Origin of the sequence: Caldisphaera sp. (assembly GCF_046536515.1) — an archaeon.
GTDB lineage: Archaea > Thermoproteota > Thermoprotei_A > Sulfolobales > Acidilobaceae > Caldisphaera.
Map to the genome: position 1 here is coordinate 1 of NZ_JAWDMQ010000021.1, position 24,486 is coordinate 24,486.

Here is a 24,486-nt window from a genome sequence, read left to right on the forward strand (position 1 = left end):
TGTACCATATAGCAAAGTCTTTTAATCTTCTAACAGGCACTTTAGGAATAGTTTCTATCTTACCTCCATAATATTTATGTAGTTCAACGCTAAGTTTATACCATTCAGCAGTTGCAGATTCACCTTCAGACAAAATACCACCTTCTATATTTAATTGTATTCAGAGGAAAATAAAAATGTTTATTTCTTTGATGTAATAAATTTTAATGAATGAAAATTATATTATTTAAATTTATAAAATTAAAAACATTTATGTATAATTATTTTTCTAATATGTTTCCATATTGTTCTCTAAGAACTCTTTTGTTTGCCTTGCCTGTTGACGATAAAGGTATTTCATTTACAACAACAACTTTTTCAGGGAGCCACCATTTCGACATAAGCCCTTTATTAACGAAATTTTGGATTAGGAAGTTGTTGATTTCATCGGTAGTAATTTTACTTTCCCAACCTTTTTTAGGAACTATTAATGCAACAGGTCTTTCGACCCATTTTTCATGTTTAGCTGCTATAACGGCAACAATTGATACTCCAGGATGTTGGCTGATGGCATCTTCAAGCCTTAGAGACGAAATCCATTCTCCTCCACTTTTTATAACATCTTTATCCCTATCCATTATTAAAACAGAGCCATCTTCATACCATACTGCCAGGTCTCCTGTATGGAACCAGTTACCAAGCCAAGCCTTTTCGGTCTTTTCTGGATCTTTATAATATTCTGGTGAAACCCATGGAGACCTTACTACTATTTCTCCTATAGTTCTTCCATCTTTTGGAACTGGGTTCATGTTAGCATCTACAACTTTTAAGTCAACCAAAGGTATTGGATAACCTGTTCTTAATTGTATTTTGAATAGATCGTTATCGCTAAGTTTGTTGTAATACATAGCTGGAGGTATAGCTAAAGTTAGAACTGGCGCAGTTTCTGTTAACCCATATCCTACAACAACTTTTATACCCTTCTTTGCTGCTAAGTACGCTAAACCTTCAGGTATTGCTGAGCCGCCATTTATGAATATTATATTGCTTAAATCATATTTATCAACATCTGGGTCAGTTAAAAGCATATAAAGTATTGTTGGTACACCAGCAAAATATGTAACTTTTTCATTCTTAATTAAATCTAAATATACTTTTGAGTTGAATCTTCCTGGATAAACCTGTTTTTGTCCTAATAAAGATGATGTAAATGGTAAACCCCAGCTATAAACATGATACATAGGTACAACGTGTAGAATAATATCATTAGAAGTCATTTTTATTTGACCGAATGACGCAAAATGAAGAGCTGAAGACATTGCGTGTAAAACCATTGCTTTATGACTATGGTAAACTCCTTTTGGCAAACCAGTTGTTCCACTTGTATATCCCATAAATGCAGGTCTATCTTCACTCAATAATGGAAATTCATAACGTCCTTTATGCTCTTTAATCAAATCCTCATAATGATATGCAGGAACACCTCCAATTTTTTGCGGTATTGAATCCGCGTCTACAACTATTACAGATTTTATTGATTTAATTTTCGAAGCTATGACTTCTGCGAGTTGTAGAAAATCTGCATGAGTAACTAATAGTTTATCTTCAGCAGTATTAAAAACATACAGCAATTCATTGGGGGATAATCTAACATTAACAGGGTGAAGCACAGATCCCATTAAAGGAACTCCAAAGTATAGTTCAAAGTGCCAATGCGTATTCCAATCAAGTGTAGCTACCTTATCTAAATTCTTAATATCTAGGCTGCTTAGAGCATTAGCTAAACTCTGAACCCTATAAGTGAAATCCAAATATGTATAATGAAAGACTCCTTTGTTGGTTTTATAGGCTATTTCAACACTTGAGAATAAGTTCTCCATTCTATCATAAATATACCTTAAGGTTACATCATAACCTGGCCTTTCAGGAACTTTTTCTGGCATGGACACAGTAATGCATCCCTCCTATTTTATTATATAGTTATCCTAGTTTATATTTATATATTGTTTAATGAGAAGATTTTTAACAAACTGATTTCAATTAATTATTAGGAAAATTAAGGATGGCAATAGTTAATAGAATTAAAATGCTGGGATATGAATATCTAACGGAGAACTATGGAATAAAAATTTACAAAAATGATGCTGGCAGAGATTTTTATTTTATAGTTCAAAACGATTATCCTATGATGTTATTAAGCAAGTCAAAAGAAAAATTTGTGATTTATAATAAATTTTTTGATTTAAAAGAAGATCAGGAATACAAAGGAGATATATTATTGCCAAACAATTTTAAAAAAATTGGTTCAATAAATTTTTATGTCTCAAAGAAAATGAAGATAATTATAAATAAGATTGAAGGAAAAATTGATTTTACATGGAACTTAATAGACTTGCATGCTCCTTTAAACATTGATCCGACTATGGGGTTTATAGATTTAATGAAAAATTTTAAACCTAAAATTATTGGGTTGGCAAATATCTATACTGATCCATTATCTCTCAGCATTTTTAGTTCTCAATCATATTATTTGCCCCCATTAATATATGGTTACAGTCGTTATGATGCTATTAGTAAATTTTACAAAGGGATTAAAATTAGAATAAAATATAATGATAATCCTATTTATTATTCTTTTCCAGAAAATAATGAATTAAATGATGCTAATATTATTATTAAAAAAGTCATAAATACAGGATTTTAATCTCTTATAGTCTCAAGCATAGATAAGACCTGCCATATTCTCGTTCTAGCATGAAATGGCATGTTTGGATCTTGAGAAATTTCATCCAAAGCAGATATCGCGTTAGCTGCCTTTACGCCTGCAGATAATTTAGGATCCCTTAAATATGTTAAAGCATTAGCAGCCGCTCTTCTAATATTTCTTGGAACAGCAGTATCATTAACTATACCCGTCAATATGCTTATTGCCATTTTTAATTTTTCTTCTGTACTAGCTTGAATTGACATTTTACCTCCCCCCTCACATATTATTATTGTTCAGTGCTTAAAACTTAAACTGCATATTTTTTAAAAATGAGGACTATTATTCTTAGATATTAAGTTAAGCGGGTTAAAGGATATATTAAGAATGCATGAAGAGTCGACTTATGTCTCATGACATTAGTGAAGGAGTTAGAATAGTAAAATCAATGTTGGAACAAACCTAAGCTTATTATTTTTTATTAAATATGAATTATTCTCATATTTCTATTATTTATATAGACTGCTATAAATTTAAATCTCTAGCATTTAAGAAAATATAAGGTGCCTAATATGGCGAGGATTAAAAAATTAATATTGGATACGGCGGAATTTCATCCACTTCATAAGATGTGGGTAAACTTAGCTCAAAATCTTTCTAAAGAGTATGGTTTTGATTTAGAAGTAAAGACTGAAGACTATCTATTTGCCATTTCGTATGGAGATAAAGATGATATAGGAATGGCTTGGTTACCTCAAATGTTCGCAGAACTTGATGATGGTAGGATATTATTGGTAATGAGCCAATATCCTTTTGACCCAGTCACAACAAAACCAAGCGAGGAGCTTGCTTTAAAAGAGGCTAAGAAAAAATTAGAAGAAATACAAAAGATCAATTGAAATTAATTCACAATTTAATATAAGTATTACCTAAAAACCTTTTATACTTAGCGTATGATTAATTAATTAGGCAATGATAATGATTAAAAGTTTGAAATATGACAAAAAATATTTGGAGTTTTTACTTGTTTTGGGAGAAATTCTAGTGGCCATTATAATAATAGTAACAGTAATAATATCATCGTTTCAAACACTTATTATGATAGGCCATATGATAAAAATAGAATATCCAAATAAATCTGATATTCTAGAATTGATAGATATGTCAATACTCTTACTTTTAGCATTAGATTTGTTAAGAACGGTTATTGTGGGTATCGCGGAAAAGCAAATACCAATAAAAAACATTATAGAGGCTGCAATGATAGTTATAGTTAGGGAAATGATAGTAAACACACTGATGAATAGCTCTCCTTTATATTTGATATATTTATCGATTGCATTTCTCACAATATCTATAGCATTTGTTATTATTTCAAAATTTTTAAAGGACTAAAACAATATTACAACTGAAAGCATCGCCCTTCAGGGCGGGAGGAGGTAAGATTCTAGTATGAAAACATAAAAAATTTTTAACAGAGAATTATAGTTTTGAAATTTTTTGAATAGAAAACTATTAATTTCTAAATTTATATAAGGTAGTTTTAACTTTTGGAAAACATCACATAATATCAAATCCTTTACTAGAATCTCTTAAAATTTTTGATATCTTTAACAGTTCCTTTATATTTTGAGGATTTTTGGGTAAAATCAAATTAATTACTGGTATTTTTAAGATTCTAAACAAATTTTCTATGAAAGCTTCCATTCCAGCATTTTTATTATATAAGGAGTTTCTTAACGATGTAAGGAGACCAAATGCCAAATCAGTATTATACATAGATAAAAGATATAATAAGTTGATACCGTTTACCTTTATTTCAGAACTTTCTATATTGCCCGTAATGTAGACATAAAAAGCAAATCCTTTATTCGTAACACTACATTTTTCCCCTAAAAATTTACAGTCTATATAATCGATTGGTATATAATCGTGGGTATATAATTTTTCTATTCTTAATTCAGATTTTAGGTTGAATTCGATATTAGCATATTTGTAAATGGAAATTTTACCTAGTTTAGAAATTTCTTTTGCTACTCTCCAATAGTTTCTTTCTTGATACTCGCTTATCCCAAATGATTTAAGGAGTTTTGAAGTAGCAAGGGGTGGATCTCTACATCTAATTTTGTTTTCAATACAATGTTTTAATATAGTATCAGCGCAATTAATGGAGTTCTCTATAAAGCTGTTTGGAATTTTCATCTCTCTGCACCAAAGATTCTATCTATAAGGGCGAAAGGTTAAGCATAAATATCTTTGTAAACATAAAAAACGATGTTCTCTAAAGCAAAATAAAAACAGCTATAAAGATAGCTTATGCCTTAATGAGAGGTATGCTTAGGAAGCATGTAAACACGCTAAAGGGAAAATGAAAATTTTCCGTGAAGTGATTGAAAACCCCAAAGCTCTGTTTGCAAGGGCAGGATAATTTACAAAAAGCATACAATCCTAACTTCTTCTAAGGATGAAGTAAAGATTTTATAAATCCTTAAGTGTTTTAAAGAATAAATGTGCGGGGAAGCCCTTCAATGCGGGAAGGACGTCAGCTCATCTTATTATGATTTTTATTTATATTTATAATATTAGATCTTGATATTATTACTCCTATAATCATTATGATAAGTCCAATTATTTCCAATGACTTTGGTACAATTTTGTAAAGCAATACCTGTGTTATTGTTGTTGCTATTGGAATTACATAAGCTAACATTGTTACTTTGCTTACTCTTTCAAGTTTCAATAAATAGTTCCACGTTAAAAATTGAAAGGCCCCACCTATAGTTGATATATAGACTATGCTTTCCAATAATTTAAGTGATGGATTAAAGTAGAATCCGTCTTTAAGAGTAAATATGTCAACAATTCCCATAAAAATAGCTCCCATTATGAATTGCGTTGCATTTAATGATATAACATCATATTTAGATAGTTTTCTATAGTATATACTAAACAAAGCCCAAAAAATTGCATTAATTATGGTTAGCATCATTCCTATTTTAGTTATACCTTTTAGCAATGGAATTCCATAAATCCCAAGTCCACTGAAACCTATTATTAGACCTAAAATTTCATATTTGTTAGGTACTTCCTTTATTATGATTGTTGCTAAAATTATGCTAAACAAAGGCATAGTATAACTTAAAACCGATGAAACAGCAGGAGATACATATATTAGTCCATATCCCCAAAAAAGCGTGCTCGTTGTTGTAAAAAGAGATAAGATTAATACATTCCTGTCTATAATAAATTTTCTTGATATTGAAACTAAAATTAAACCAGCTATTAAATATCTTATCATCATCAAAGTTGGGGGGTTTGTATAAGAGACTCCCATCTTCGCAAAAAAATATAGGAAAACTGAAGCAGTTGCATATAGAGTGAACATTATTGCAAATTCTTTCTTAATATCTTTTCACCATAATTTAATTCTAATAAAGAATTTATAAACCTTTTAATTCTAATAAAGAAATTTATATTAATTAATAAATTAATTTTATTAAAATCTTTTATATCTAAAATTTTTTTAAGCTTTTGCTAAAAATTAATTATATGGTGATAATAATGTCAGAAATAATAGTTGGAAATCCCAAGACGCCCAAATGGTCTTCAATACATAGCCACATATCTGGTTTGGGATTGGATGAAAATGGTAAAGCAAAGCCTATAGCAGATGGTTTGGTTGGTCAAGTTCAAGCAAGAGAAGCATGCGGTTTAATAGTTGATCTTATAAGGGAAGGGAAGCTTGGAGGTAAAGGTATTTTATTTGCTGGTCCAAGCGGAACTGGAAAAACTGCATTAGCAGTTGCTATTGCAAAAGAGTTAGGCGAAGATACCCCATTTGTTTCAATTAATGCAAGTGAAATATTAAGCGCTAATAATAAAACAGAATTTATGACACAAGCCTTTAGAAGAGCTATTGGAATCAGAATGAGAGAAGTAAGAAAAATTATTAGCGGTGTTGTTACCGATATAAAATATCTTAAGAAGTCGTCTCCATTTTACCCAACGCCGATTTTAGGAGGCGCGAAAATAAAACTTGAAACTAAAGATGATAGCAAAGATGTAAGTGTTGGTCCAGAAATAGCAACGCAATTCCAATCTCTTGGTATTAGAAAAGGAGATGTAATAATGATAGACGAGGAAACAGGAGAAGTAAGAAGATTAGGTAGAGTAAAAGAAAAAAGCACAATTGGATTTGATATAGATACTGAAAAACAGATGGATATGCCAACTGGTAAAATACAATCAACAAGGGAAGTGGTTAGAACATTTACATTACATGATGTAGACGTTTCAATAGCCGCTCAAAGGGTTGCGTTTTCAATTTTTGGTTTCTTGTCAGAAGAAAGAGGTATTGATGACCAGGTTAGAAAGCAATCTGATGAAATGGTAAGAAAAATAACCAGCGAAAACAAGGCCCAACTAATTCCTGGAGTTTTGTTTATAGATGATGCTCACATGCTTGATATAGAGGCTTATAGTTTCTTAACAAAGGCTATGGAAAGTGAGTACGCACCTATAATAATACTAGCAACAAATAGAGGAATAACCACAATTAGGGGAACAGATGAAAAGGCTCCTCATGGAATGCCAAGAGATTTGTTAGATAGATTGTTGATAATCCTAACAAAGCCTTATAACGAAGATGAGATAACTAGTATAGTTAAAATTAGGGCTGATGAGCTCGATATACCTCTTACAGAAGAAGCTATTAAATTTCTAACTAAAATAGGGACTGAGAGAAGTCTAAGGTATGCATTACAGCTATTAGATCCAGCTAAGGTTATATCTACAAAAAGAAACTCTATCAAAGTTGATGTCCAGGACATAGAAATGGCTTCCAAGTTGTTCTCAGATATAAAGGAAAGCACAGAATTTCTTGAAAAGTATAAAGACTTGATGCTAAAGTAAATTTTTTACAATTTAATCTAGATAGCCAAATCTTCTTAAAAATTCTCCCATTGATTCTATTAATCCTTTATTGAAAAAAGGTTCTATATTGCTTGAAATTTTTAATAAAGGTGCTCCCTCAATTTTGTTTTTTATTAGCGATAACCTTAATTCGTTTATTAAATCATTAGTTAGACCTAAAGTATAGATTGTGTGTCTGCTTTCTTCTTTTCTAACTATATCATTTACTCCTTCTAAATCAAGACATTGAGAAGCTGCAACTATCATAGTAGCTATTTTAGTTACGGGAACCCTTTTTAGGTAACCTTTGATTCCACCAGATGCAACATAATCCATAATGGATTTGTTATCTGGCAAAAATTTTACATTCTCTACTTTAATTCCTTCCTTTTCTGCTTCACTTTTAAGCCATTCAACTCTTTCATAGCTGCTTTCACTATTACTTTTAGCTACTATTTCTATGTTATTGCTTCCTAAAGAAGCTCTATCAGGCAGATATAGAATGTTTTCTGATACAACACTTATTTCAGCCATTAAATTGTTTTCTAATTCATCTATTATATTGTCAGGCAATTTCGATGTAAGCCCTATAACTAGGAGACTTGGTATTATAGCAATTATACCTCTACCTTTATTATAAGAATCAACAATAAACATTGATAAATTATCAGATCTGTCTCCCTTAGGAATCTCAGCGACCCTTTCATATTCATATATTTCGTCAAAATTAAATGAATCAACCAACGTATTATATATAGGGATTTCATCAATACTTGGTTCATGGATGCTTTTTAGAACCAAAGAAAGCCCGTTGGGCTTGTTTAATGATGGTTCAACATCATAAAATTTAATATTCTCCTTTATTATTCTCGATTTTAAATAAAGTCTTTTTAATGCAGAAGAGCATTCTTCTATTGTATCACTCACTTTTGGCACCTAATCCTCAATATTAGGTTCTTCAACAACCTTTTTCCCAGTTATTACCTGATCTATGCTATGTATAACACATCCTAGAGACTCTAATAAATCTTCTACTTTCTCAAATGATATATCTAGGCCTTCAATTGTTATATTTAATGTGGCTGTTTCAACATCTAATTCTTTAACTGTAATATTTACGCCCTCTACTCCATTTAATGAGGCTATAGATTTAGCTACATCTATTATTGAAGGTCCTTTTATTGGTTTCATCACATCTAAAACTAATCTCCTTAAAGGTGCACTCAATTTATCCCCCTATGTTTAATTATATGGAAGATTATTAAATTTTTGAAGAAAAATAAGATAATTAGTATTGGGGAGCAAAATGGTTCAAGGCAAAGCTGCTATGAGGAGTAGTGAAAGTATTGCAGCAAATCTGTTACAACAAATGGGATATAAGGTTGTTGAAATGCATAAAAAAGTTACAATTAATAATATTGAAATATCAGATGTTGATATTGTTGCGGAAAAAAATGGTATAAAATATGCCGTTGAAGTAAAGGCTGGACCAGCAGATGTTTCTTCTATAAGACAAATATATGTTAATTCTAAACTATTAAACATGGTTCCTATGATAATTTCTAGAGGACTTGCTGATGAAAAAGCTGAGGAATTAGCAAAAGAACTTAATGTAATTTTTATATCAGTCTCAGATCAGGTATTAACCAATTTAGATGAAATTTATGCTTCAGTAAAAGAGGCTTTAGTAGATTTCCTGGATGATTTTTTCAAATTTTTAACTAAATGTAAAATTATAGATGAAAAAGATTTAAAAATAATAAGCTCTATTGCTGTATCAGAAGACTTAATTGAGGCAGCAAAAAATTCTAATATGTCCATAGAAGATTTTACTAAAGCATTTTCAAGTCTTCATAATAGAGGTATATTACCAAGTGGTAAATATGAATACGCATCTTTAATTTCAAAGCTTATAGTAATATTTTGTAAAAAGCAATAATTTAATACGTTATTTATGCTTTCATATAAATATTCCTTTTGAGATACTTTATTTTACTTTGTTTTTAGACGTTAATGTTAATATAAACAATTTATAATTTTGATAATGTCTTTATAAAAGGGTGAGTGTATGAATAATTCAAAAATAAAAAGACCTGAATTATATAAAGAAGGTAATAAAAAAATAGAATTTGCAGAAATGCACATGCCAGTAGTTATGAAGCTTAGAGAATTATATTTAAAGGAAAAACCTTTAGATGGAATCAAAATATCAGCGGCTTTGCATGTAACAAAGGAAACGGCTGTACTAATTAAAACGTTTCAATTGTGGGGGGCTCAGATATTTCTATCTCCTAGTAATCCATTATCAACACAGGATGATATAGCAGCCTCTTTAGCAAATATTGATAATTTAATAGTTGAAGCATGGAGAGGAATGACTAATGATGAGTATTTCATGGCAATAAGGGATGCAGCAAAGTTCAAACCAGATATAGTTATAGATGATGGAGCAGATCTTCATATAACACTTCATGAAGAAATGCCAGGTATAGCTGAAAAAGTTTTAGGAGGTAATGAAGAAACAACAACTGGAGTAATTAGGTTAAAAGCGCTAGAAAAAGAAAATAAACTATTATACCCAGTTATAGCTGTAAATAATGCCTTAACAAAATTTATGTTTGATAATAGATATGGTACAGGTCAAAGTTCAATTGATGGAATATTGAGATCAACTAATGTATTGATTGCTGGGAAAAAAGCTGTTGTAGCAGGTTATGGATGGGTAGGAAGAGGAATTGCCAATAGACTTAAGGGATTTGGGGCAAGAGTTATAGTAACTGAAGTCGATCCTATAAAAGCTTTGGAAGCTGTTATGGATGGATTTGATGTAATGACTATGGATGAAGCGTCAAAAATTGGTGATATATTTATAACGGCAACAGGGGACATTGATGTTATTAGAGCTGAACATATGCTGAATATGAAGGAAGGAGCTATATTAGCTAACGCTGGCCACTTTAATGTTGAAGTAAGTGTTAAAGATTTAGAAAATATAAGTGATTCTAAGGAAGTAGTAAGAGAAAACACTGTAAAATATACGCTAAGAAATGGAAAACATTTATTTCTTTTAGGTGAAGGAAGGTTAGTTAATTTGGTTGCAGCAGAAGGTCACCCAAGTGAAGTAATGGATATGAGTTTTGCAAATCAAGCGCTATCTGTTCTATACTTGCTTAAAAATAAAGGAAAACTAAAAAAGGAAGTATATAACGTACCTTATGATCAAGATCAATACGTTGCAAAGCTTAAGCTTGAAACTATGAATATAAAGATAGACGAATTAACCCCAGAGCAAGTAAAATACTTAGAAAGCTATAAATGAGGTTAAAGAATTGCAAGATTGGCTAATAGTTTTGATATCATTTATAGTTTTTTGGGGTGTTTTATATTTAATAGGCAAAATAATTAAAAATAAGAAAATCATGATTTATCCTTTTGTTTTTATTGCAAAAACGGGAATTGGCATGGAACCTATAAAGAGTAAAAATAAAGCCAAAATAATATCGATTTTTGGCTATTTATCTCTAGCAATTTCCATAGGCTTAATGGGATATTTTTATTATATAGTTGTATCAACTTTTATTTCAAAATACATTGTTCCAAGTTCGGGTCAATTAGCAGGATTCGTTCCTTTGATTCCAGGTATAACAATAAGTTTAGATCAGTTAATATATTTTTTAATAGCCATAGGAGTAGCTGTATTAGTGCATGAATTATTCCATGCTTTAATTGCTAGGGCAGAAGGTATACCTATTAAAGATGCAGGCTTCTTATTATTAGCATTTATACCAGCAGCATTTGTAGAACCGGATGATAATAAAATGAAATCTGCCCCTCTAAAATCAAGGCTTAAGGTATATTCAGCAGGAGTTACAATTAATTTAATTTTAGGTATAATATTTTTGCTTCTATTTATTTATATAACTCCAAAGTTAATAGATGGTGTAAGTTTAATTAGCGTAGTTTCAAATTCTCCAGCATATTTAGCAAACCTAAAGCCTGGTATGGTAATAATGTCTGTAAATGGTACGTCTACTTTATCTTTACAGACTTTTATGAATGTATTAAATAAATATGGGGCTGAAAATAATTTAACAACAGCTAATCTAGTTTTAACAGTAAAGTATAATGGAATCATAGAGAATATAACAGTTTTTAAACCATATGGCGTATCTCATTTGGGAATATCTGTTGTACAAGCTTTTAAAATGTCATGGCTAGTATCTATAATTTCAGCTTTATATTTAATAAATTTAGGTTTGGCTTTAGTAAATGCCGCTCCAATAGCAATACCTTTGCCTGGAGGAGTGATCCAAAGCGATGGTGGGTATATATTTATAGAATCCCTTTCAAAAATTGGGAAAAAAGGATCACAAGTCGGAATAACATTTGAAGTATTGACACTACTTTTAATATTAAGTCTTTTAACCATTTCTCCTATAAGGCTACCATAATTATATAAAGCTTTAGAATTATTTTAATTAAATTCTTAATAAATAATATTTCCTCTTGTTTTTAGTAAAAATTTTATAAAGCTATAATCTCTTGGTATTAAATAAATCATGCATAAGAATTATTAATTTCTTAATTTATATATGATCGTGGTGAGATAATTGGTTAATGGTATTAAGGTAGCTGAGGCAACATTATTGATAATCATAGCTATAATTGGATTCGGATTATACTTATATGATGCAGCTCATTATTTAAATCCAATAATTTCAGGCGGACAATATTTAAAATCTAATCCATTAAAAATACAATTAGTATATAATGTGTCTGAAAACATAATCAGTAATTCTTCTATTGAATCTGGATGGATCCAAGTTATTGCTAGTATGACCAAGTATAATAATACATATGATGTATTAAGTTTTTCAGTAATGAATTTCGGAGGAAGTAGTAATATAGTACAATCTTTATATTTATCTGCTGGAACAGGATTAGTTTCAAATTCAAACATACCATTTATAGCAAATAGGTCTTTATTGATAAATTCAAGTAAAGAAATATTTTATAATAGCACCAATCCAATCCCAGTTGCAGTAGAAAACCTTAATTATATTATAACTCAAAATGGGACTAAGTATTACGTAAACTATGGGCAATATTATGATCTAAGTTCTGGAATATTAGTATACAGGACATTTAACTTAACTGCAAACAATACTTTGATAGCTAATGGAACCATGGTACTACAGAAAGTTTATTATTTGGGTAGCAACAATTTATACATTAACCCATATATTTATGGAACTATATTAGTGTTGTTGGCTATTGTTGTTGCTGTAAGTTTGTTTGGGGCAGTAATTTTATTATTAAGCTAATATAACTTCTTCTGTAACTCCATCTTTTAATATCCATCCTTTGATTCCAATTTTTGATATTATGATCCATGGAATAGGCCACAGTTTCATGCCTTCGACATCTTTTAAGCTAGGTATTGGTAATCCAGAAGGATGTGTATGATATAATGATACAACGTTTAATCCATAGTTTTCAGCCAATAAATGAGCTATTACCATATCATAAGGATTCGCTAAAAATTCAACTTTGCTTTTTAAAATGTTTTCTACTGGCATTGCAATTTTAACATATATAACGTTATCTTTATTTTCTCCTATTAATACTCCTGTTTTTTCTTCTTCATATTTTAATAGATATTTAAAGAACTGAACTAGGTTACCTAATATTATTTTCAATTTTTATCACTCTATATAAAATATTTTGCCACTAAAAGAAGGTACATTAATGATTGCAAAAGAAGGTTTATTAAAAATACCGGCAACTTCCCCGGGGCTTAATAGCAAAATTCCATTAACATAGTTTAAATAAGGTTTGTGAATATGGCCAAAGATAATTGATGAATAAACTTTAGATTTTGCTAAGGAATATGCTATGGATAAAGTCTTTTCAGAATCGCCAAACCCATGGAATAAAAAAATACTATGTCCATCAAAATTTAATATTAATGGTTGCTCTTCAATTTGTATTTTATACAAATCTGCTTCTCTTTTCAGATATAGTTTATCTCCATCGTTATTGCCATATATTGCATAAATTTTCTTGTTTTTCGCATATTCTGCTAAAAATTTTAACATAAAAGGAGAAATAAAGTCTCCTAAATGTATTAGCACGTCAACATTAAATTTGCTAATTTGATTTAAAACTTTTTCTAGGTTTTTGATGTTGTCATGGCTATCGCTTATAACACCTAAAATCATCGTATCACCAATATATTTTTCATTTGAAGAGATAATATTTTTATCGATTTAATATAAAATTTAACAAAATATTTTTTTGTATATATGTGTTATAACTGTTAATTCTATTATACATTGATAAACACAAAAACCTCAAACGTAATAACATAAGTGGTGGAATAATTGAGCAATATACTGCAAAAACCAGGCAGCACAGTATTATTAATGGGAAACGAAGCAATTGCAAGAGGATTTATTGAAGCCGGTGGAGGGTTTGCATCAGCATATCCTGGTACCCCTTCTACAGAAATAGTAGAAACATTATCTGAGGTAGCAAACTCTTTAGGTATTTATGTTGAATGGAGCGTTAATGAAAAGGTTGCTTTGGAATCAGCTTATGGCGCTTCTATATCTAACGTTAGGGCTTTAGCTGCTATGAAGCATGTAGGATTAAATGTAGCTGCAGATGCATTAGCTAGCATATCATATACAGGTGTAAAATCTGGGTTACTTATAATTTCTGCAGAAGATCCTAGTATGTGGAGTTCTCAAAATGAACAAGATAACAGATATTATGGAATGCTAACATATATACCTGTTTTTGATCCTAGTGATCCTCAAGAAGCAAAAGATCTAACAAAGTCTATTATTGAATTGAGCGAAAAATTATCCCATCCAGTTTTGATGACGCCAACGACTAGAGTTTCGCATACTAGATCTAATGTAACATTAGGAGAAATTACACCTCCTAAGACTAAGGGATTCTTTTCTAAGGACAATTCAAGGTTTGGTCTGGTCCCTGCTAACTCTAGAGTTTTAAGGGATAAACTCATTAATAAATGGAATGCAATAAAAGAGAGCTTAGAAAGTTTTGAACCATATAATAGAGTAGAAAATATAGAAAAAGGGAAGATAGCAATAATAGCATCAGGAATTTCATATCAATATGCTAAGGAGGTAATAAATGAAATAGGAGATTATAGGCTAATAAAGATATCAACTCCGTATCCATTGCCCAAAAAGTTCATATTAAAAGGATTGGAAGATATTAAGAAGGCATTAGTTATTGAAGAACTAGAGCCTATAGTTGAAAATCAAGTGAAGAATATAGTGAATGACGAAGGATTAGATATAAAAGTTGAAGGGAAATCTTATGTTGGGTATTCTGGAGAAATGAGTTTAGACAGAGCAAGAAAGGCAATTAGAGAATTCTTAGGTATACCTATTATCCAGACAAATATGATAAAGAAGTTAAATCTTAGTATTCCAAATAGACCTCCTTCTTTTTGTCCTGGCTGTCCTCATAGAGGAACATTTTATTCATTAAAAAGAGCAGTAAATTCTCTTATGATAAAACCGATATTCAGCGGTGATATAGGATGTTATAGCTTAGGTATTAATTCACCTTATGATGAGCAAGATATAATATTAGAAATGGGCGGCAGCATTGGGGTTGCAAATGGTCTTTCTCATGTTGCTGAAAATCAAGTTCCAATAGCAATAATAGGTGATTCTACTTTCTATCATGCAGGTATTCCTGGGTTAATAAATGCAGTCTATAATAAGTCCCCTATTCTTTTATTGGTTTTAGATAATATGACAACTGCTATGACCGGAGAACAACCTGATCCTAGTTCCGGTATAACTGCTATGGGGGAGGAAACAAAAATAATAAGCATAGCAAAAATTGCAGAGGGGATTGGTGTTGAGAAAGTTGTTATTTTTGATCCTTTTAATATTAAAGAATCAACAAATAAGTTAAAGGACGCATTGTCTTATGTTATAAAAGAAAGGAAACCAGCAGTGGCAATTGCTAAGAAAGCCTGTGCATTAAATGCTGTTAGGATAGCTAATAAAATCAAAGTGGAAATACCAATCTATCAAGTTTTAGAAAGTAAGTGCACAGGTTGTGGTATTTGCTATAATGCATTTGCATGTCCTGCTATATTTGTTAAAGATGACAAAAAAGCCTGGATTGAGCCTAGTTTATGTACAGGCTGCGGTGTTTGTGTTCAAACGTGCCCTTACGATGCTATTAAACCAGTAAAAATTATTGATAATAGGTGGGATAGAGTATGGGAGTAAGTTCAAAGATTAATATAGTTATAGTGGGTGTTGGAGGCCAAGGTATAATAACATTATCTAAAATTATTGGAGATGCAGCTGTAAAAGAGAATGTAAAGGTTCTTATTGCTGAGACTCACGGTTTAAGTCAAAGAGGCGGATCTGTGGAGGTTCATTTAAGGATAGGAGATGTGCATGCTCCTATAGTTCCTAAAGGGGAAGCTGATATATTGTTATCTATGGAACTTATTGAAGCAGTAAGAAATGTAGATTATTTAAATCAAAATGGAATAATTATTACGTCTAACACTATATTAAGACCGCCAATCCCTGGTGTTAAACTTCCGAAAGAGGATGAAATTTTATCTGAGTTTAAAAAGAACAATATAAAATATTATGTAATACCTACTAAGGAACTTTCAGAGAAGGCTGGAAGCTATTTATCAGAGAACATGGTTTTATTGGGGGCTTTATATAAATTAAGCAGCCTAGAAAAATTTATAAACATCAATTCTCTAAAGGATATAATAAAAACTATGAGAAACCCTGAAATAAATCTAAAGGCTTTTGAACTAGGTAGTAGCTTCACTGCTACCATATGAAAGATTAGGTTCAACTTTAATTTCAAAACCATAATAGCTGGAAAAACCTGTCAGTTCTCTTAAATCATTTAATAAAATTTTTCTCATAGAGTTTAATACTATTTTTTCTAATCTAGACTCCTCATCATAGCCCAGGCTATAATATCTTTTTTCAATATCCCCTAATTTTTCCAATATTTCTTCAACATTTCTTGCAATGAGTTTATTTACATGAAAGTCTAATACGCTTTCCAATCTAATGCACCAAATAGTTTAATTGTTATTTTGCATTAAAGCCTGGTGTAAGGAAGTATTACTATTAATAAGATTTTTAATTATTTTAATTATTACTATTTAAAAAATTCAATAAAATAATCATAAAACTGATATATGTTAAATATAGCAAAGAAATTAACAAGGGTTAAGGGAGCAAAAGTTCTATTAGTAAGAAATGGCTTGTAAAAGATTTTTTATGTAATTAAAAATGTTATAGATGTGCAGATTGGATAAGTGCTGGATTACTTTGTGTATAGCTATAAGCAGTGAAGTAAATTAGAAAAATGTGGTATAATAGAGCTGTAATTTTCTAGAATAAATCCTCATTGCAACAAGATGAGGAAAATATATTAATTACGTATAGTTTACGAATTAATAATCCAGTTCCCAAAATTTAACGCAGCTTTTGCCCTATGGGAATATGTATTTTTTTCTTTAATACTCATTTCTGCAAATGTTTTATTAGCATTATCAGGTTTAAAAATTGGATCAAACCCAAATCCCATGTTTCCTCTCGGCTCTTCAGTTATAATCCCCTTAACAATACCCTCAAATATTTTATATCCTTTTTCATCAACATAAACAAGGCTTGTTTTAAAAGTAGCACTTCTATCTTTAATCCCTTCCATTAACTTCAATATACCTTTAATTCCAATAGTCTTATAAACATAGCTAGTATAAGGACCTGGAAAATTTAATAAAGATTTAATATAGAGCGCAGAGTCATCAACTATCAAAGGTTTTCTAACTTCATTATATGCATTTAATGCTGCATATAGTGCAATTTGGTTTATTTCGTCATTTTGAATTTCTATCTTTTTTGCATTACAATTTATTAGTTTTATTTTAAAATGGTTAAGAACTTCTTGGATTTCGTTTATTTTATCCTTATTTTCTGAAACTATGCAAATTTCAAGGTTTCCAAACTGTTCTTCTTTCGCCAACGTAACGTCCCCTTAATTCAATTTCCTTTGATCTTTTGATTACCTCTTCTCCTTTATCGGAACCAAAATAATCAATATATCCTTTTAAAAATTCATTAAATATAATAGAGGAAATTTTGGCATGTGTACTTTCAACAGCTCTTTTATATAGATGTATATCAACAGCCCTATCTTCTATGTTAACGGAGTATTCTGATAATCCAAAATCTATTATGTATGCTGATTGATCCTTTATTATAATATTTGATGTCGTAAAATCATTATGAACTATTCCAGATTTATGAATTTTTGCAAGTTCTTTTCCAGCTAAATACGAGAATTTTAATGATTCTTCATTGCTATTGATTAATAAATCCTTAAGGGTTATACCGTTGATATATTCCATCACAATCACTCCTATTGAAGGATATACAGCATAAATTCTAGGTACATTAACATTGTTGATAAATGAAATTGATAAAATCTTCGCTTCTTTTTTAGTTCTATAATATCTTAGCTCTTTATCAAGCTCTTCCTCCATATATTCTTTTTTGATTCTAATTTTATATATGGCTTTAGTATCCAAAAAATTACCTAGTCTTATTTCTGATTCTGCACCTCTTTTTAGTAATTGAAACTTTAAAAAATCCTCTAAGGAAATTAAATCATCGAATAATACCAAGGAATATCAACCTCATCTATTCTCCATCTTTGATTAATATATGCTTTTTCTGGATCAATTTTTATGCCGTATTTTAGTTCATACAGTGCAGTTAGTGCAATCATTACTCCATTATCCCCGCTATATTTAAATGGTACAGGCATGTAGGAAGCCCCTTGCTTTGACGCCATTTTTGATAGTTTTTCATTTAATAATTTATTGGCTGCAACTCCTCCAGTAAGTATAATTTCTTTTTTATTTGTATGAGCAACACATCTTTCAGTTACTTCTGATATAGATGAAAATGCTATTTCTCTTAATGTGTAGCAAACATCATTTAAATTGTAACCTTGTTTTTTTAACTTCATAGCAAGCGTTAATAATCCTGAATATGAAACATCTTGACCTTTAACAACATATGGAAAACCTTTCATAAATTTACCTTTTTCTGCACACAAGTCAACTACATGATTTCCATTAACAATATAAGGAGGTCCTAAATTCACTTCTCTAGCAAAAGTATCTAGCAAGTTTCCAAGGGCTATGTCTAATGTTTCTCCAAATATCCTATATTTACCATCAACATATGTTGTTATAATAGAATTACCTCCTGATACGTATAAAATTACTGGATCTCTCATCTTTGTTAGGTATCTCGCTATTTCTAAGTGAGCAATGCCATGATTAACTGGGATCAAAGGCTTGTTATATTTAACTGATAGAGCTCTTGCTACAGATGCACCAACTCTAAGCTGAGGACCCATTCCTGGGCCTAGGGCAACCCCAATTCCATCTAATTCTTTTATAGAAATATTTGCTTGATTAATAGCCTCTTTAACTGCAATTCCAGCAACTTCAGAAAAAAATTGAGCAACCTCTCTTGGTAGTATTCCTCCTTTATTTGGTATATAATTTTTCCTTGACTCCCCAATTATTCCATTTTTTTCGTCAAAAATTCCAACACCAAAAGTATGTGCAGTGGATTCTATTCCAAGCACAATCAACTAATTTCACTTTTTAATTACAAATTCTGTATATCCACAATATCCACATTGATATCTTTCAACTGGCTTTAAATGGTGAGCCATTATGTTACCGCATCTAGGACACTTCCTATTTTTTAAAACAACACTATTATTTTTATAGTCTACCTGATAAAGCGTATGAATATATGCCTTTGGTTTTTCTTTTGCCATTTAATTCACCCCTCTAAAGTATAACCTCCGTTTCTTTCTACTATATATTTCATTTCATATTTCTTCGCAAATTCGGGAGTATTATAAACATGTATATGTACATTAGAAATACCCTGCCCATAACTTGTTTGCACAGATTTAACAAATACAGATGATATGTCCTTATTATATGCTTGAGAAACCACCTTTCTAATTGCTATTCTTGATGGTGTTGATTTTAATTCATGATGAGCTAAGCCTATAACTTCAATCCTCTCAAACAATTTGTTTTCCTTTTCTAACAATACTTCTAACCATACATTGTTATCAATATTAATCTTTTTTTGTGCCATTTTTGACACCTTGGATTATCATTCACCATAAGTTATTTTACTTTTTTAGCTTAAAAGTCTTTTTGATAAAGTGTAATAAAATAGAACTCCAAGCCGATCAACTCTTAAAACATGAGGAGCGGGAGCCGATTTCTCCCGCAATATCGGCTTGGGGGATAATAGAGTAGCACCCGTAAAAGGGGTGTAACCCTTGATACCTCAGGAAACCCTTCAGGGCGGGGAGGAGGTCAGAAAATAGAGTGATATAAATTAAGTTTTCTCTAAAAAATCTTAATTGCTTCTTCTAATAACTATTTGCTATGTTATGAAGTTATACAAACGAAGGTAGTTACCATAAACCGATTAATTATTCTAAGGTTTTTAAATATATGGAGTCAGCATTTTTATGTAAAAAATTAAGGCCTTCTTTATTTATAAATATTAAATTAAATATGTATTATCCAAAAAAGTTATATTATACAAGGGGTGACAGTATGTCTAATATATGCCCTGGATTTGTTAAGGAACCTCAAATTTTGAGTATTGAAGATATAAGAAGTTATGAGATAAATAATGTATATAATGGAATTCCTCTTTTGCTTTTAATGGAAAATGCTGGAAGAGCTGTTGCTGATGCTGTAGAATGTAGGATTGGGGATTTGAAAAATAAGAAAGTAATTGTTTATGCTGGTAGGGGTGGAAATGGAGGGGACGCATTAGTTGCATCAAAGCACTTGTCTTTAAGAGGGGCAGATGTAACGGTTTACTTGTTATACGATTTTAATTTAGTTGAGCACCAAGATACTTTGGTTAACCTAAAAAGCTTAATTAATTCGAAACAATTAAAAATAATTCATTTACAGGACCCAAAGGAGTATGAGCCTCAAGATGCTGACGTTTTAATAGATGGAATACTTGGAATAGGAATTAAGGGAAAATTAAGGGAACCTATAGCTAGTGCATTAAAGGCATTTAATTCTTCAACTGGTCTAAGGGTAGCAGTTGATGTACCAACAGGGGTTGATCCTGAGACGGGTAATGTTGTTGAAGGAGCTGCAATAGCTGATGTTACTGTTACTATGCATTCATTAAAACCGGGATTAATAAAGGAAGAGGCTAGGAATTACGTTGGAGAAATTATGGTTGCAGAAATAGGAATAATTAAAGACTCTGAAATATATGGAGGTCCTGGTGACGTATTGTTTAGGATTCCGAAAAGACCAAAAGATGCAATTAAAGGTGGTAATGGAAAGGTTTTAACCATAGGTGGTTCTTATCATTATTTTGGAGCTCCATATTATGCATCGTCAGCAGCATTATTATCGGGAGCAGATCTTGTATTTTTAGCATCTCCAGAAAAGGTTGCAGTTTCTGCTGCTCAAAATAACCCAGGTATAATTCCATTTCCTCTTAAAGGAGAATACATTAATGAAGATCACATTAACGAATTAATAGAAGAAGCAAAGAAAGTCGATGTAGTTGCAATAGGCCCTGGCTTAGGAAACAAAGAAGAAACAAGGAATGCAGTTATCAAGTTAATTAATTCACTCAAAGGAAAACCAATGGTTATAGATGCAGATGCATTAAAATCAATAGCTAATTCTGATATAAAGTTATGGGAAGAAGCTGTACTAACTCCTCATAGAGGTGAAGCGGTTTTATTAGCAGGAAGATCGGGAGAGGCAGATAATCTTTCTATGGAAATTGCAAAGAAATATAATGCTACTGTAATAGTAAAAGGTCCTATTGATGTGATATGCCTACCCAATGGTAAATGTAGATATAATAAAACTGGACATCCTGCTATGGCAGTTGGAGGAACAGGGGATGTTTTAACAGGTATTATATCTGGGTTTTTGTCTAGAAGGATTGCATTAATGAAAGATGCCAATATTTTGCATACAGTTACTGCAGCAGCCTATATATCAGGAAAAGCAGGAGAATTGGCTGTTAAAGAAAAAGGAGAAAATATTACTGCTCTCGATGTTTTATATAACATACAAAATGCCATAAAGGAAGTAGAGGTATATTCGCGTGGTTCAGGATAACGAAATAAAAATAAGGTATGAATATACTTATGATAGCTATGATGAACTTTACGGTACAGAGCAGAGGAAAAAATACGATTTTTTATTTTCAAAAGTGATTCCTAATGGAACAGTAGCCGATATTGGTTGCGGAACAGGTTTATTAGTTGAATATTTTTATGAAAATGGAATGATAGATAATATCACAAAATTTTACTGTTTAGACTTCAGCGAAAATATGTTAAAAATGGCTCAACATAAAATTTTAAAATTATGTAAAAATAAGTGTGTTGCCTTGTTAGGTAATGCAGAATCCCTTCCTTTTAAAAACAAAAGCATAGACTTCTTATTTTCTATTTCGGTTATAAATTTAGTTGATAATTATGAAAAAGCGATTGATGAATTTAAAAGAGTTAGTAAAAACGTGTTCATTTCATCTGTAAAAAAGTTGAAGCAAGTAAATATTATTGGAAATTTTATAGGAGAGGATGAAAAAGATTCTTTTTATAAACTATAATTGATGCTAGTTTCTTTGCTTACATATATTATAAAACCATGGAGGGGTTACATATAATGACGCAAAAGGACCTTTACTTGAGAACAATGTTATTATGTAAGAATGACACAATTTATTTTCCTTTCTTGTACAACAAGCAAAATTAGGTTCTTGAGCTAGTTTGTCAATATTAATATTAATGTTTACCCCTGGGTATATCTCTACAGTTATTATTGCATTATAACTTTTATCTTTCTTTTCAGTATATTTTAGCCATGTTCTTGGGAGTCTCAATTTGATCTCCTAATATTTTATATGTAAAATAATCCTTATATTGATTATCAATTATAACTTATTATTAATTAATGAAATTTAATTTTTCGTGAATTAAGAAAAAAATTTATTTTCTCTAATTAGGGAACTCTCTTTATCCATAGAAATTTTTTATAATTTATAAAATAATTGTATACAGCTAAATTATAAGAGCTTAGTCATGTCATATCCTTAAGATTAAACGAAATTAAGATTTTAGAGAGGTTTTTTGTAATAGTTTTTTATAGCATTACATACGCTTCTGTTTGATGAAAACTTTAATATGTGCGAAAAGATCTTGATTATATGGAAATTCTTATTGCAATATGAGTGTGTCGCATCTATAAAAGGAAATTCACGTATTTATTGTTTCTTCATTTATGATCGGTCTTCTTGATCTTGTTGGATGAGATTCAAAAATTTTTATGCTATATCCTTTATACAAATTGACATTTTTTGGATTAAATTTTATAGTCTCATTATTTATATTAACTTCACCCCAAATAATTGTTCCATATGATGTAATTTCTTCATACCATCTTTTATCATTTTTGGCAAGTCTAATAAACCTGTTTTTAGTTTGTACAGAATCTTTAAATGATGCGGGGCAAAAATGAATATATATGTTGCTATTCTGTTTTGCCCACTCTAATACTTTTATAGCAGCCTCGTAAGAACCTTTTGCTGTAAATGGTCTTTTTTCATCTTCGTTTAAACCCCTTGAGATTAGAGCAGCAGCGTTAGGTTCAACAAATTCCATTTCATCCAAATTTACAAACGAACCTCCATATTTTTCTACATCCTTAATTACATTTATCGCCCAATTTTCCAAGCCTTTAGCTATAGGTATCTCAGCACCAACCCTCATGCTTGTTAGCCTTGATGCGTATTCAATTGCCTTTTTGTACTCTTCCTTAACTGGATGGAACCTAATCTCATCAAGACCTGCTTTCCATAAACTCAACAAAACATCTGGAGTAGCATATCTACCGCTTGTGTATAGATGTATATGAAATTCCTTACCAAACCTGTCTTTCAATATTTTAATAACTTCTAATGTTCTAGGATATACTGCTAAAGGGTCTCCGCCTGTTATACTTGCTCCCATAGCGCCTTGTCTTTCTATTTCTAAAACAACTTCTTCTAATGAGTTAACCTTTTCTTCATTTACATAAATAATATCCTTACCAAACCTTTCTTTACTAACTGGACAATAATAGCAATTGTCTCCGCATATACCAGTAATGAATATTACGGCTTTTAATCCAGGAAAGCATAGTTCACACCCTTTTTCCATTTTTCCTAATACTAATGCTAATCTTTTATCTCCTTTTATTTCATTTTTTGAAAGCATTTATTATTCGCCGCAAATAATTACCTTTATCTATAATTAATAGGGTGATCTAGAAATTTTAAATTATAGTTAATACTATAATTTAATAAATAAATTTATTAATTATAATTAATAAATAATCTTTATTGTTGTACCATAAAATTTTAAATTAGTTTATTTAATTGAATTTTAGTTTATTCTAATATATAGTTTTAAAAATAATGGAACAACAGAAATTATAAAATTTAAATTACAACTGAAAGCCTCGCCCTTTGGGGCAGGGATGAGAAAAGTTTTTTAAATTTAAAAACTTAAAATTAAGAAAGCTGCTAAAGGGGTATGCGTTACTGAAATATGAGGTACGCCCCTACCCCAACTAAAAGAGCTGGCATAATATAGGAATCGTGTAGGGAAGTCTTAAATTAGAGCCACAGAGTAAAGCTCCTCGGCCAATGTCACGTTAACCCCCTGGGCCTTAGCGATAGCTATGGCCATCTGGTTTATGTTAAGCA

Annotated in this window: 28 protein-coding genes; 12 read left to right on the plus strand and 16 right to left on the minus strand. The window is 30.7% G+C overall.

Going from position 1 to position 24,486, the window contains the following annotated elements; genetic code table 11:
- Window positions 1–260 precede the first annotated feature (260 nt).
- A complete protein-coding gene (locus RXO53_RS04405; protein ID WP_410713070.1) occupies window positions 261–1,922 on the minus strand; it encodes a long-chain-fatty-acid--CoA ligase in 1,662 nt (553 codons plus the stop codon).
- Between the two features lie 119 nt (window positions 1,923–2,041).
- Here RXO53_RS04405 and RXO53_RS04410 point away from each other — a divergent pair, with 119 nt between their 5' ends.
- The gene (locus RXO53_RS04410) at window positions 2,042–2,683 is read left to right on the plus strand and encodes a hypothetical protein (RefSeq protein WP_410713043.1); all 642 of its coding nucleotides are present in this window, start codon (window positions 2,042–2,044) and stop codon (window positions 2,681–2,683) included.
- Here RXO53_RS04410 and RXO53_RS04415 read toward each other — a convergent pair.
- A complete protein-coding gene (locus RXO53_RS04415) occupies window positions 2,680–2,949 on the minus strand; it encodes a UPF0147 family protein (RefSeq protein ID WP_410713044.1) in 270 nt (89 codons plus the stop codon). The two genes, RXO53_RS04410 and RXO53_RS04415, sit on opposite strands and share 4 nt — an antisense overlap.
- A gap of 306 nt (window positions 2,950–3,255) precedes the next feature.
- On the opposite strand from RXO53_RS04415, the gene RXO53_RS04420 reads away from it, so the two are divergent.
- Together RXO53_RS04420 and RXO53_RS04425 are read left to right on the plus strand one after the other, a co-directional pair.
- Complete coding sequence (locus RXO53_RS04420) at window positions 3,256–3,582, plus strand: hypothetical protein (RefSeq protein ID WP_410713045.1); 327 nt, start codon at window positions 3,256–3,258, stop codon at window positions 3,580–3,582.
- A 79-nt stretch (window positions 3,583–3,661) separates the two neighbouring features.
- The gene (locus RXO53_RS04425; RefSeq protein WP_410713046.1) at window positions 3,662–4,078 is read left to right on the plus strand and encodes a phosphate-starvation-inducible PsiE family protein; all 417 of its coding nucleotides are present in this window, start codon (window positions 3,662–3,664) and stop codon (window positions 4,076–4,078) included.
- A gap of 165 nt (window positions 4,079–4,243) precedes the next feature.
- Here the strand turns inward: RXO53_RS04425 and RXO53_RS04430 are convergent, their stop codons facing one another.
- Both RXO53_RS04430 and RXO53_RS04435 read right to left on the minus strand, forming a co-directional pair.
- Window positions 4,244–4,885: a hypothetical protein gene (locus RXO53_RS04430; protein WP_410713047.1), complete on the minus strand. Its 642-nt coding sequence runs from the start codon at window positions 4,883–4,885 to the stop codon at window positions 4,244–4,246.
- 340 nt (window positions 4,886–5,225) lie between these two features.
- The gene (locus RXO53_RS04435; RefSeq protein ID WP_410713048.1) at window positions 5,226–6,068 is read right to left on the minus strand and encodes a DMT family transporter; all 843 of its coding nucleotides are present in this window, start codon (window positions 6,066–6,068) and stop codon (window positions 5,226–5,228) included.
- A 176-nt stretch (window positions 6,069–6,244) separates the two neighbouring features.
- Here RXO53_RS04435 and RXO53_RS04440 point away from each other — a divergent pair, with 176 nt between their 5' ends.
- Window positions 6,245–7,594 carry a RuvB-like helicase gene (locus RXO53_RS04440; RefSeq protein ID WP_410713049.1) on the plus strand — a complete coding sequence of 450 codons (1,350 nt, stop codon included), beginning with the start codon at window positions 6,245–6,247 and terminating at the stop codon, window positions 7,592–7,594.
- A 12-nt stretch (window positions 7,595–7,606) separates the two neighbouring features.
- On the opposite strand, the gene RXO53_RS04445 is transcribed toward RXO53_RS04440, so the two are convergent.
- Both RXO53_RS04445 and RXO53_RS04450 read right to left on the minus strand, forming a co-directional pair.
- The gene (locus RXO53_RS04445) at window positions 7,607–8,521 is read right to left on the minus strand and encodes a hypothetical protein (RefSeq protein ID WP_410713050.1); all 915 of its coding nucleotides are present in this window, start codon (window positions 8,519–8,521) and stop codon (window positions 7,607–7,609) included.
- A 9-nt stretch (window positions 8,522–8,530) separates the two neighbouring features.
- Window positions 8,531–8,821 (minus strand): DUF211 domain-containing protein, encoded by a 291-nt coding sequence (locus tag RXO53_RS04450; protein ID WP_410713051.1) that lies wholly within the window; start codon window positions 8,819–8,821, stop codon window positions 8,531–8,533.
- 79 nt (window positions 8,822–8,900) lie between these two features.
- Between RXO53_RS04450 and RXO53_RS04455 the strand changes: the two genes are divergently transcribed.
- The 4 genes from RXO53_RS04455 (at window position 8,901) to RXO53_RS04470 (ending at window position 12,918) form a co-directional block, all read left to right on the plus strand.
- Window positions 8,901–9,533: a recombinase RecB gene (locus RXO53_RS04455; RefSeq protein WP_410713052.1), complete on the plus strand. Its 633-nt coding sequence runs from the start codon at window positions 8,901–8,903 to the stop codon at window positions 9,531–9,533.
- A 129-nt stretch (window positions 9,534–9,662) separates the two neighbouring features.
- A complete protein-coding gene (gene ahcY, locus RXO53_RS04460) occupies window positions 9,663–10,913 on the plus strand; it encodes an adenosylhomocysteinase (protein WP_410713053.1) in 1,251 nt (416 codons plus the stop codon).
- Window positions 10,914–10,923: 10 nt separating this feature from the next.
- Entirely contained in the window at window positions 10,924–12,045 is a 1,122-nt protein-coding gene (locus tag RXO53_RS04465) for a site-2 protease family protein (protein ID WP_410713054.1), read from the plus strand.
- Window positions 12,046–12,204: 159 nt separating this feature from the next.
- The gene (locus tag RXO53_RS04470; RefSeq protein WP_410713055.1) at window positions 12,205–12,918 is read left to right on the plus strand and encodes a hypothetical protein; all 714 of its coding nucleotides are present in this window, start codon (window positions 12,205–12,207) and stop codon (window positions 12,916–12,918) included.
- Here RXO53_RS04470 and RXO53_RS04475 read toward each other — a convergent pair.
- The gene (locus RXO53_RS04475; RefSeq protein WP_410713056.1) at window positions 12,910–13,293 is read right to left on the minus strand and encodes a Mov34/MPN/PAD-1 family protein; all 384 of its coding nucleotides are present in this window, start codon (window positions 13,291–13,293) and stop codon (window positions 12,910–12,912) included. The genes RXO53_RS04470 and RXO53_RS04475 overlap by 9 nt on opposite strands.
- Before the next feature lie 6 nt (window positions 13,294–13,299).
- The gene (locus RXO53_RS04480; RefSeq protein WP_410713057.1) at window positions 13,300–13,815 is read right to left on the minus strand and encodes a metallophosphoesterase; all 516 of its coding nucleotides are present in this window, start codon (window positions 13,813–13,815) and stop codon (window positions 13,300–13,302) included.
- Window positions 13,816–13,977: 162 nt separating this feature from the next.
- Here RXO53_RS04480 and iorA point away from each other — a divergent pair, with 162 nt between their 5' ends.
- Window positions 13,978–15,879: an indolepyruvate ferredoxin oxidoreductase subunit alpha gene (iorA, locus tag RXO53_RS04485; RefSeq protein ID WP_410713058.1), complete on the plus strand. Its 1,902-nt coding sequence runs from the start codon at window positions 13,978–13,980 to the stop codon at window positions 15,877–15,879.
- Complete coding sequence (locus tag RXO53_RS04490; RefSeq protein ID WP_410713059.1) at window positions 15,870–16,460, plus strand: indolepyruvate oxidoreductase subunit beta; 591 nt, start codon at window positions 15,870–15,872, stop codon at window positions 16,458–16,460. The genes iorA and RXO53_RS04490 overlap by 10 nt, the downstream gene beginning before the upstream one ends.
- Here the strand turns inward: RXO53_RS04490 and RXO53_RS04495 are convergent.
- The 6 genes from RXO53_RS04495 to RXO53_RS04520 all read right to left on the minus strand — a co-directional run bounded on the left by RXO53_RS04495 (window position 16,431) and on the right by RXO53_RS04520 (window position 19,827).
- Window positions 16,431–16,694: a hypothetical protein gene (locus RXO53_RS04495; protein WP_410713060.1), complete on the minus strand. Its 264-nt coding sequence runs from the start codon at window positions 16,692–16,694 to the stop codon at window positions 16,431–16,433. The two genes, RXO53_RS04490 and RXO53_RS04495, sit on opposite strands and share 30 nt — an antisense overlap.
- A gap of 386 nt (window positions 16,695–17,080) precedes the next feature.
- On the minus strand, window positions 17,081–17,659 hold the full coding sequence (locus RXO53_RS04500) for an XTP/dITP diphosphatase (RefSeq protein WP_410713061.1): 579 nt from the start codon (window positions 17,657–17,659) through the stop codon (window positions 17,081–17,083).
- A complete protein-coding gene (locus RXO53_RS04505) occupies window positions 17,628–18,320 on the minus strand; it encodes a Kae1-associated kinase Bud32 (protein ID WP_410713062.1) in 693 nt (230 codons plus the stop codon). The genes RXO53_RS04500 and RXO53_RS04505 overlap by 32 nt, the downstream gene beginning before the upstream one ends.
- Window positions 18,299–19,303, minus strand: coding sequence for a KEOPS complex N(6)-L-threonylcarbamoyladenine synthase Kae1 (kae1, locus tag RXO53_RS04510; protein ID WP_410713063.1), 1,005 nt, complete (start codon window positions 19,301–19,303; stop codon window positions 18,299–18,301). Before kae1 ends, RXO53_RS04505 begins: the two co-directional genes overlap by 22 nt.
- Window positions 19,304–19,309: 6 nt before the next feature.
- Window positions 19,310–19,495 carry a 30S ribosomal protein S27ae gene (locus tag RXO53_RS04515; protein WP_410713064.1) on the minus strand — a complete coding sequence of 62 codons (186 nt, stop codon included), beginning with the start codon at window positions 19,493–19,495 and terminating at the stop codon, window positions 19,310–19,312.
- 5 nt (window positions 19,496–19,500) lie between these two features.
- Window positions 19,501–19,827 (minus strand): 30S ribosomal protein S24e, encoded by a 327-nt coding sequence (locus RXO53_RS04520; protein ID WP_410713065.1) that lies wholly within the window; start codon window positions 19,825–19,827, stop codon window positions 19,501–19,503.
- A gap of 473 nt (window positions 19,828–20,300) precedes the next feature.
- Between RXO53_RS04520 and RXO53_RS04525 the strand changes: the two genes are divergently transcribed.
- Window positions 20,301–21,854 carry an NAD(P)H-hydrate dehydratase gene (locus RXO53_RS04525; protein WP_410713066.1) on the plus strand — a complete coding sequence of 518 codons (1,554 nt, stop codon included), beginning with the start codon at window positions 20,301–20,303 and terminating at the stop codon, window positions 21,852–21,854.
- Window positions 21,841–22,350, plus strand: coding sequence for a class I SAM-dependent methyltransferase (locus RXO53_RS04530; RefSeq protein WP_410713067.1), 510 nt, complete (start codon window positions 21,841–21,843; stop codon window positions 22,348–22,350). The genes RXO53_RS04525 and RXO53_RS04530 overlap by 14 nt, the downstream gene beginning before the upstream one ends.
- Window positions 22,351–22,356: 6 nt before the next feature.
- On the opposite strand, the gene RXO53_RS04535 is transcribed toward RXO53_RS04530, so the two are convergent.
- Both RXO53_RS04535 and RXO53_RS04540 read right to left on the minus strand, forming a co-directional pair.
- Window positions 22,357–22,623, minus strand: a complete 267-nt coding sequence (locus RXO53_RS04535; protein WP_410713068.1) for a hypothetical protein — start codon at window positions 22,621–22,623, stop codon at window positions 22,357–22,359.
- 373 nt (window positions 22,624–22,996) lie between these two features.
- The gene (locus tag RXO53_RS04540) at window positions 22,997–23,995 is read right to left on the minus strand and encodes a radical SAM protein (RefSeq protein WP_410713069.1); all 999 of its coding nucleotides are present in this window, start codon (window positions 23,993–23,995) and stop codon (window positions 22,997–22,999) included.
- Window positions 23,996–24,486: the final 491 nt, after the last annotated feature.

Bases quoted from the DNA above. Each gene is read 5' to 3' on its own strand.
- RXO53_RS04405 (WP_410713070.1), bottom strand. From the start codon at position 1,922: ATGCCAGAAAAAGTTCCTGAAAGGCCAGGTTATGATGTAACCTTAAGG.
- RXO53_RS04410 (WP_410713043.1), top strand. From the start codon at position 2,042: ATGGCAATAGTTAATAGAATTAAAATGCTGGGATATGAATATCTAACG.
- RXO53_RS04415 (WP_410713044.1), bottom strand. From the start codon at position 2,949: ATGTCAATTCAAGCTAGTACAGAAGAAAAATTAAAAATGGCAATAAGC.
- RXO53_RS04420 (WP_410713045.1), top strand. From the start codon at position 3,256: ATGGCGAGGATTAAAAAATTAATATTGGATACGGCGGAATTTCATCCA.
- RXO53_RS04425 (WP_410713046.1), top strand. From the start codon at position 3,662: ATGATTAAAAGTTTGAAATATGACAAAAAATATTTGGAGTTTTTACTT.
- RXO53_RS04430 (WP_410713047.1), bottom strand. From the start codon at position 4,885: ATGAAAATTCCAAACAGCTTTATAGAGAACTCCATTAATTGCGCTGAT.
- RXO53_RS04435 (WP_410713048.1), bottom strand. From the start codon at position 6,068: ATGTTCACTCTATATGCAACTGCTTCAGTTTTCCTATATTTTTTTGCG.
- RXO53_RS04440 (WP_410713049.1), top strand. From the start codon at position 6,245: ATGTCAGAAATAATAGTTGGAAATCCCAAGACGCCCAAATGGTCTTCA.
- RXO53_RS04455 (WP_410713052.1), top strand. From the start codon at position 8,901: ATGGTTCAAGGCAAAGCTGCTATGAGGAGTAGTGAAAGTATTGCAGCA.
- ahcY (WP_410713053.1), top strand. From the start codon at position 9,663: ATGAATAATTCAAAAATAAAAAGACCTGAATTATATAAAGAAGGTAAT.
- RXO53_RS04480 (WP_410713057.1), bottom strand. From the start codon at position 13,815: ATGATTTTAGGTGTTATAAGCGATAGCCATGACAACATCAAAAACCTA.
- RXO53_RS04490 (WP_410713059.1), top strand. From the start codon at position 15,870: ATGGGAGTAAGTTCAAAGATTAATATAGTTATAGTGGGTGTTGGAGGC.
- RXO53_RS04515 (WP_410713064.1), bottom strand. From the start codon at position 19,495: ATGGCAAAAGAAAAACCAAAGGCATATATTCATACGCTTTATCAGGTA.
- RXO53_RS04520 (WP_410713065.1), bottom strand. From the start codon at position 19,827: ATGGCACAAAAAAAGATTAATATTGATAACAATGTATGGTTAGAAGTA.
- RXO53_RS04525 (WP_410713066.1), top strand. From the start codon at position 20,301: ATGTCTAATATATGCCCTGGATTTGTTAAGGAACCTCAAATTTTGAGT.
- RXO53_RS04540 (WP_410713069.1), bottom strand. From the start codon at position 23,995: ATGCTTTCAAAAAATGAAATAAAAGGAGATAAAAGATTAGCATTAGTA.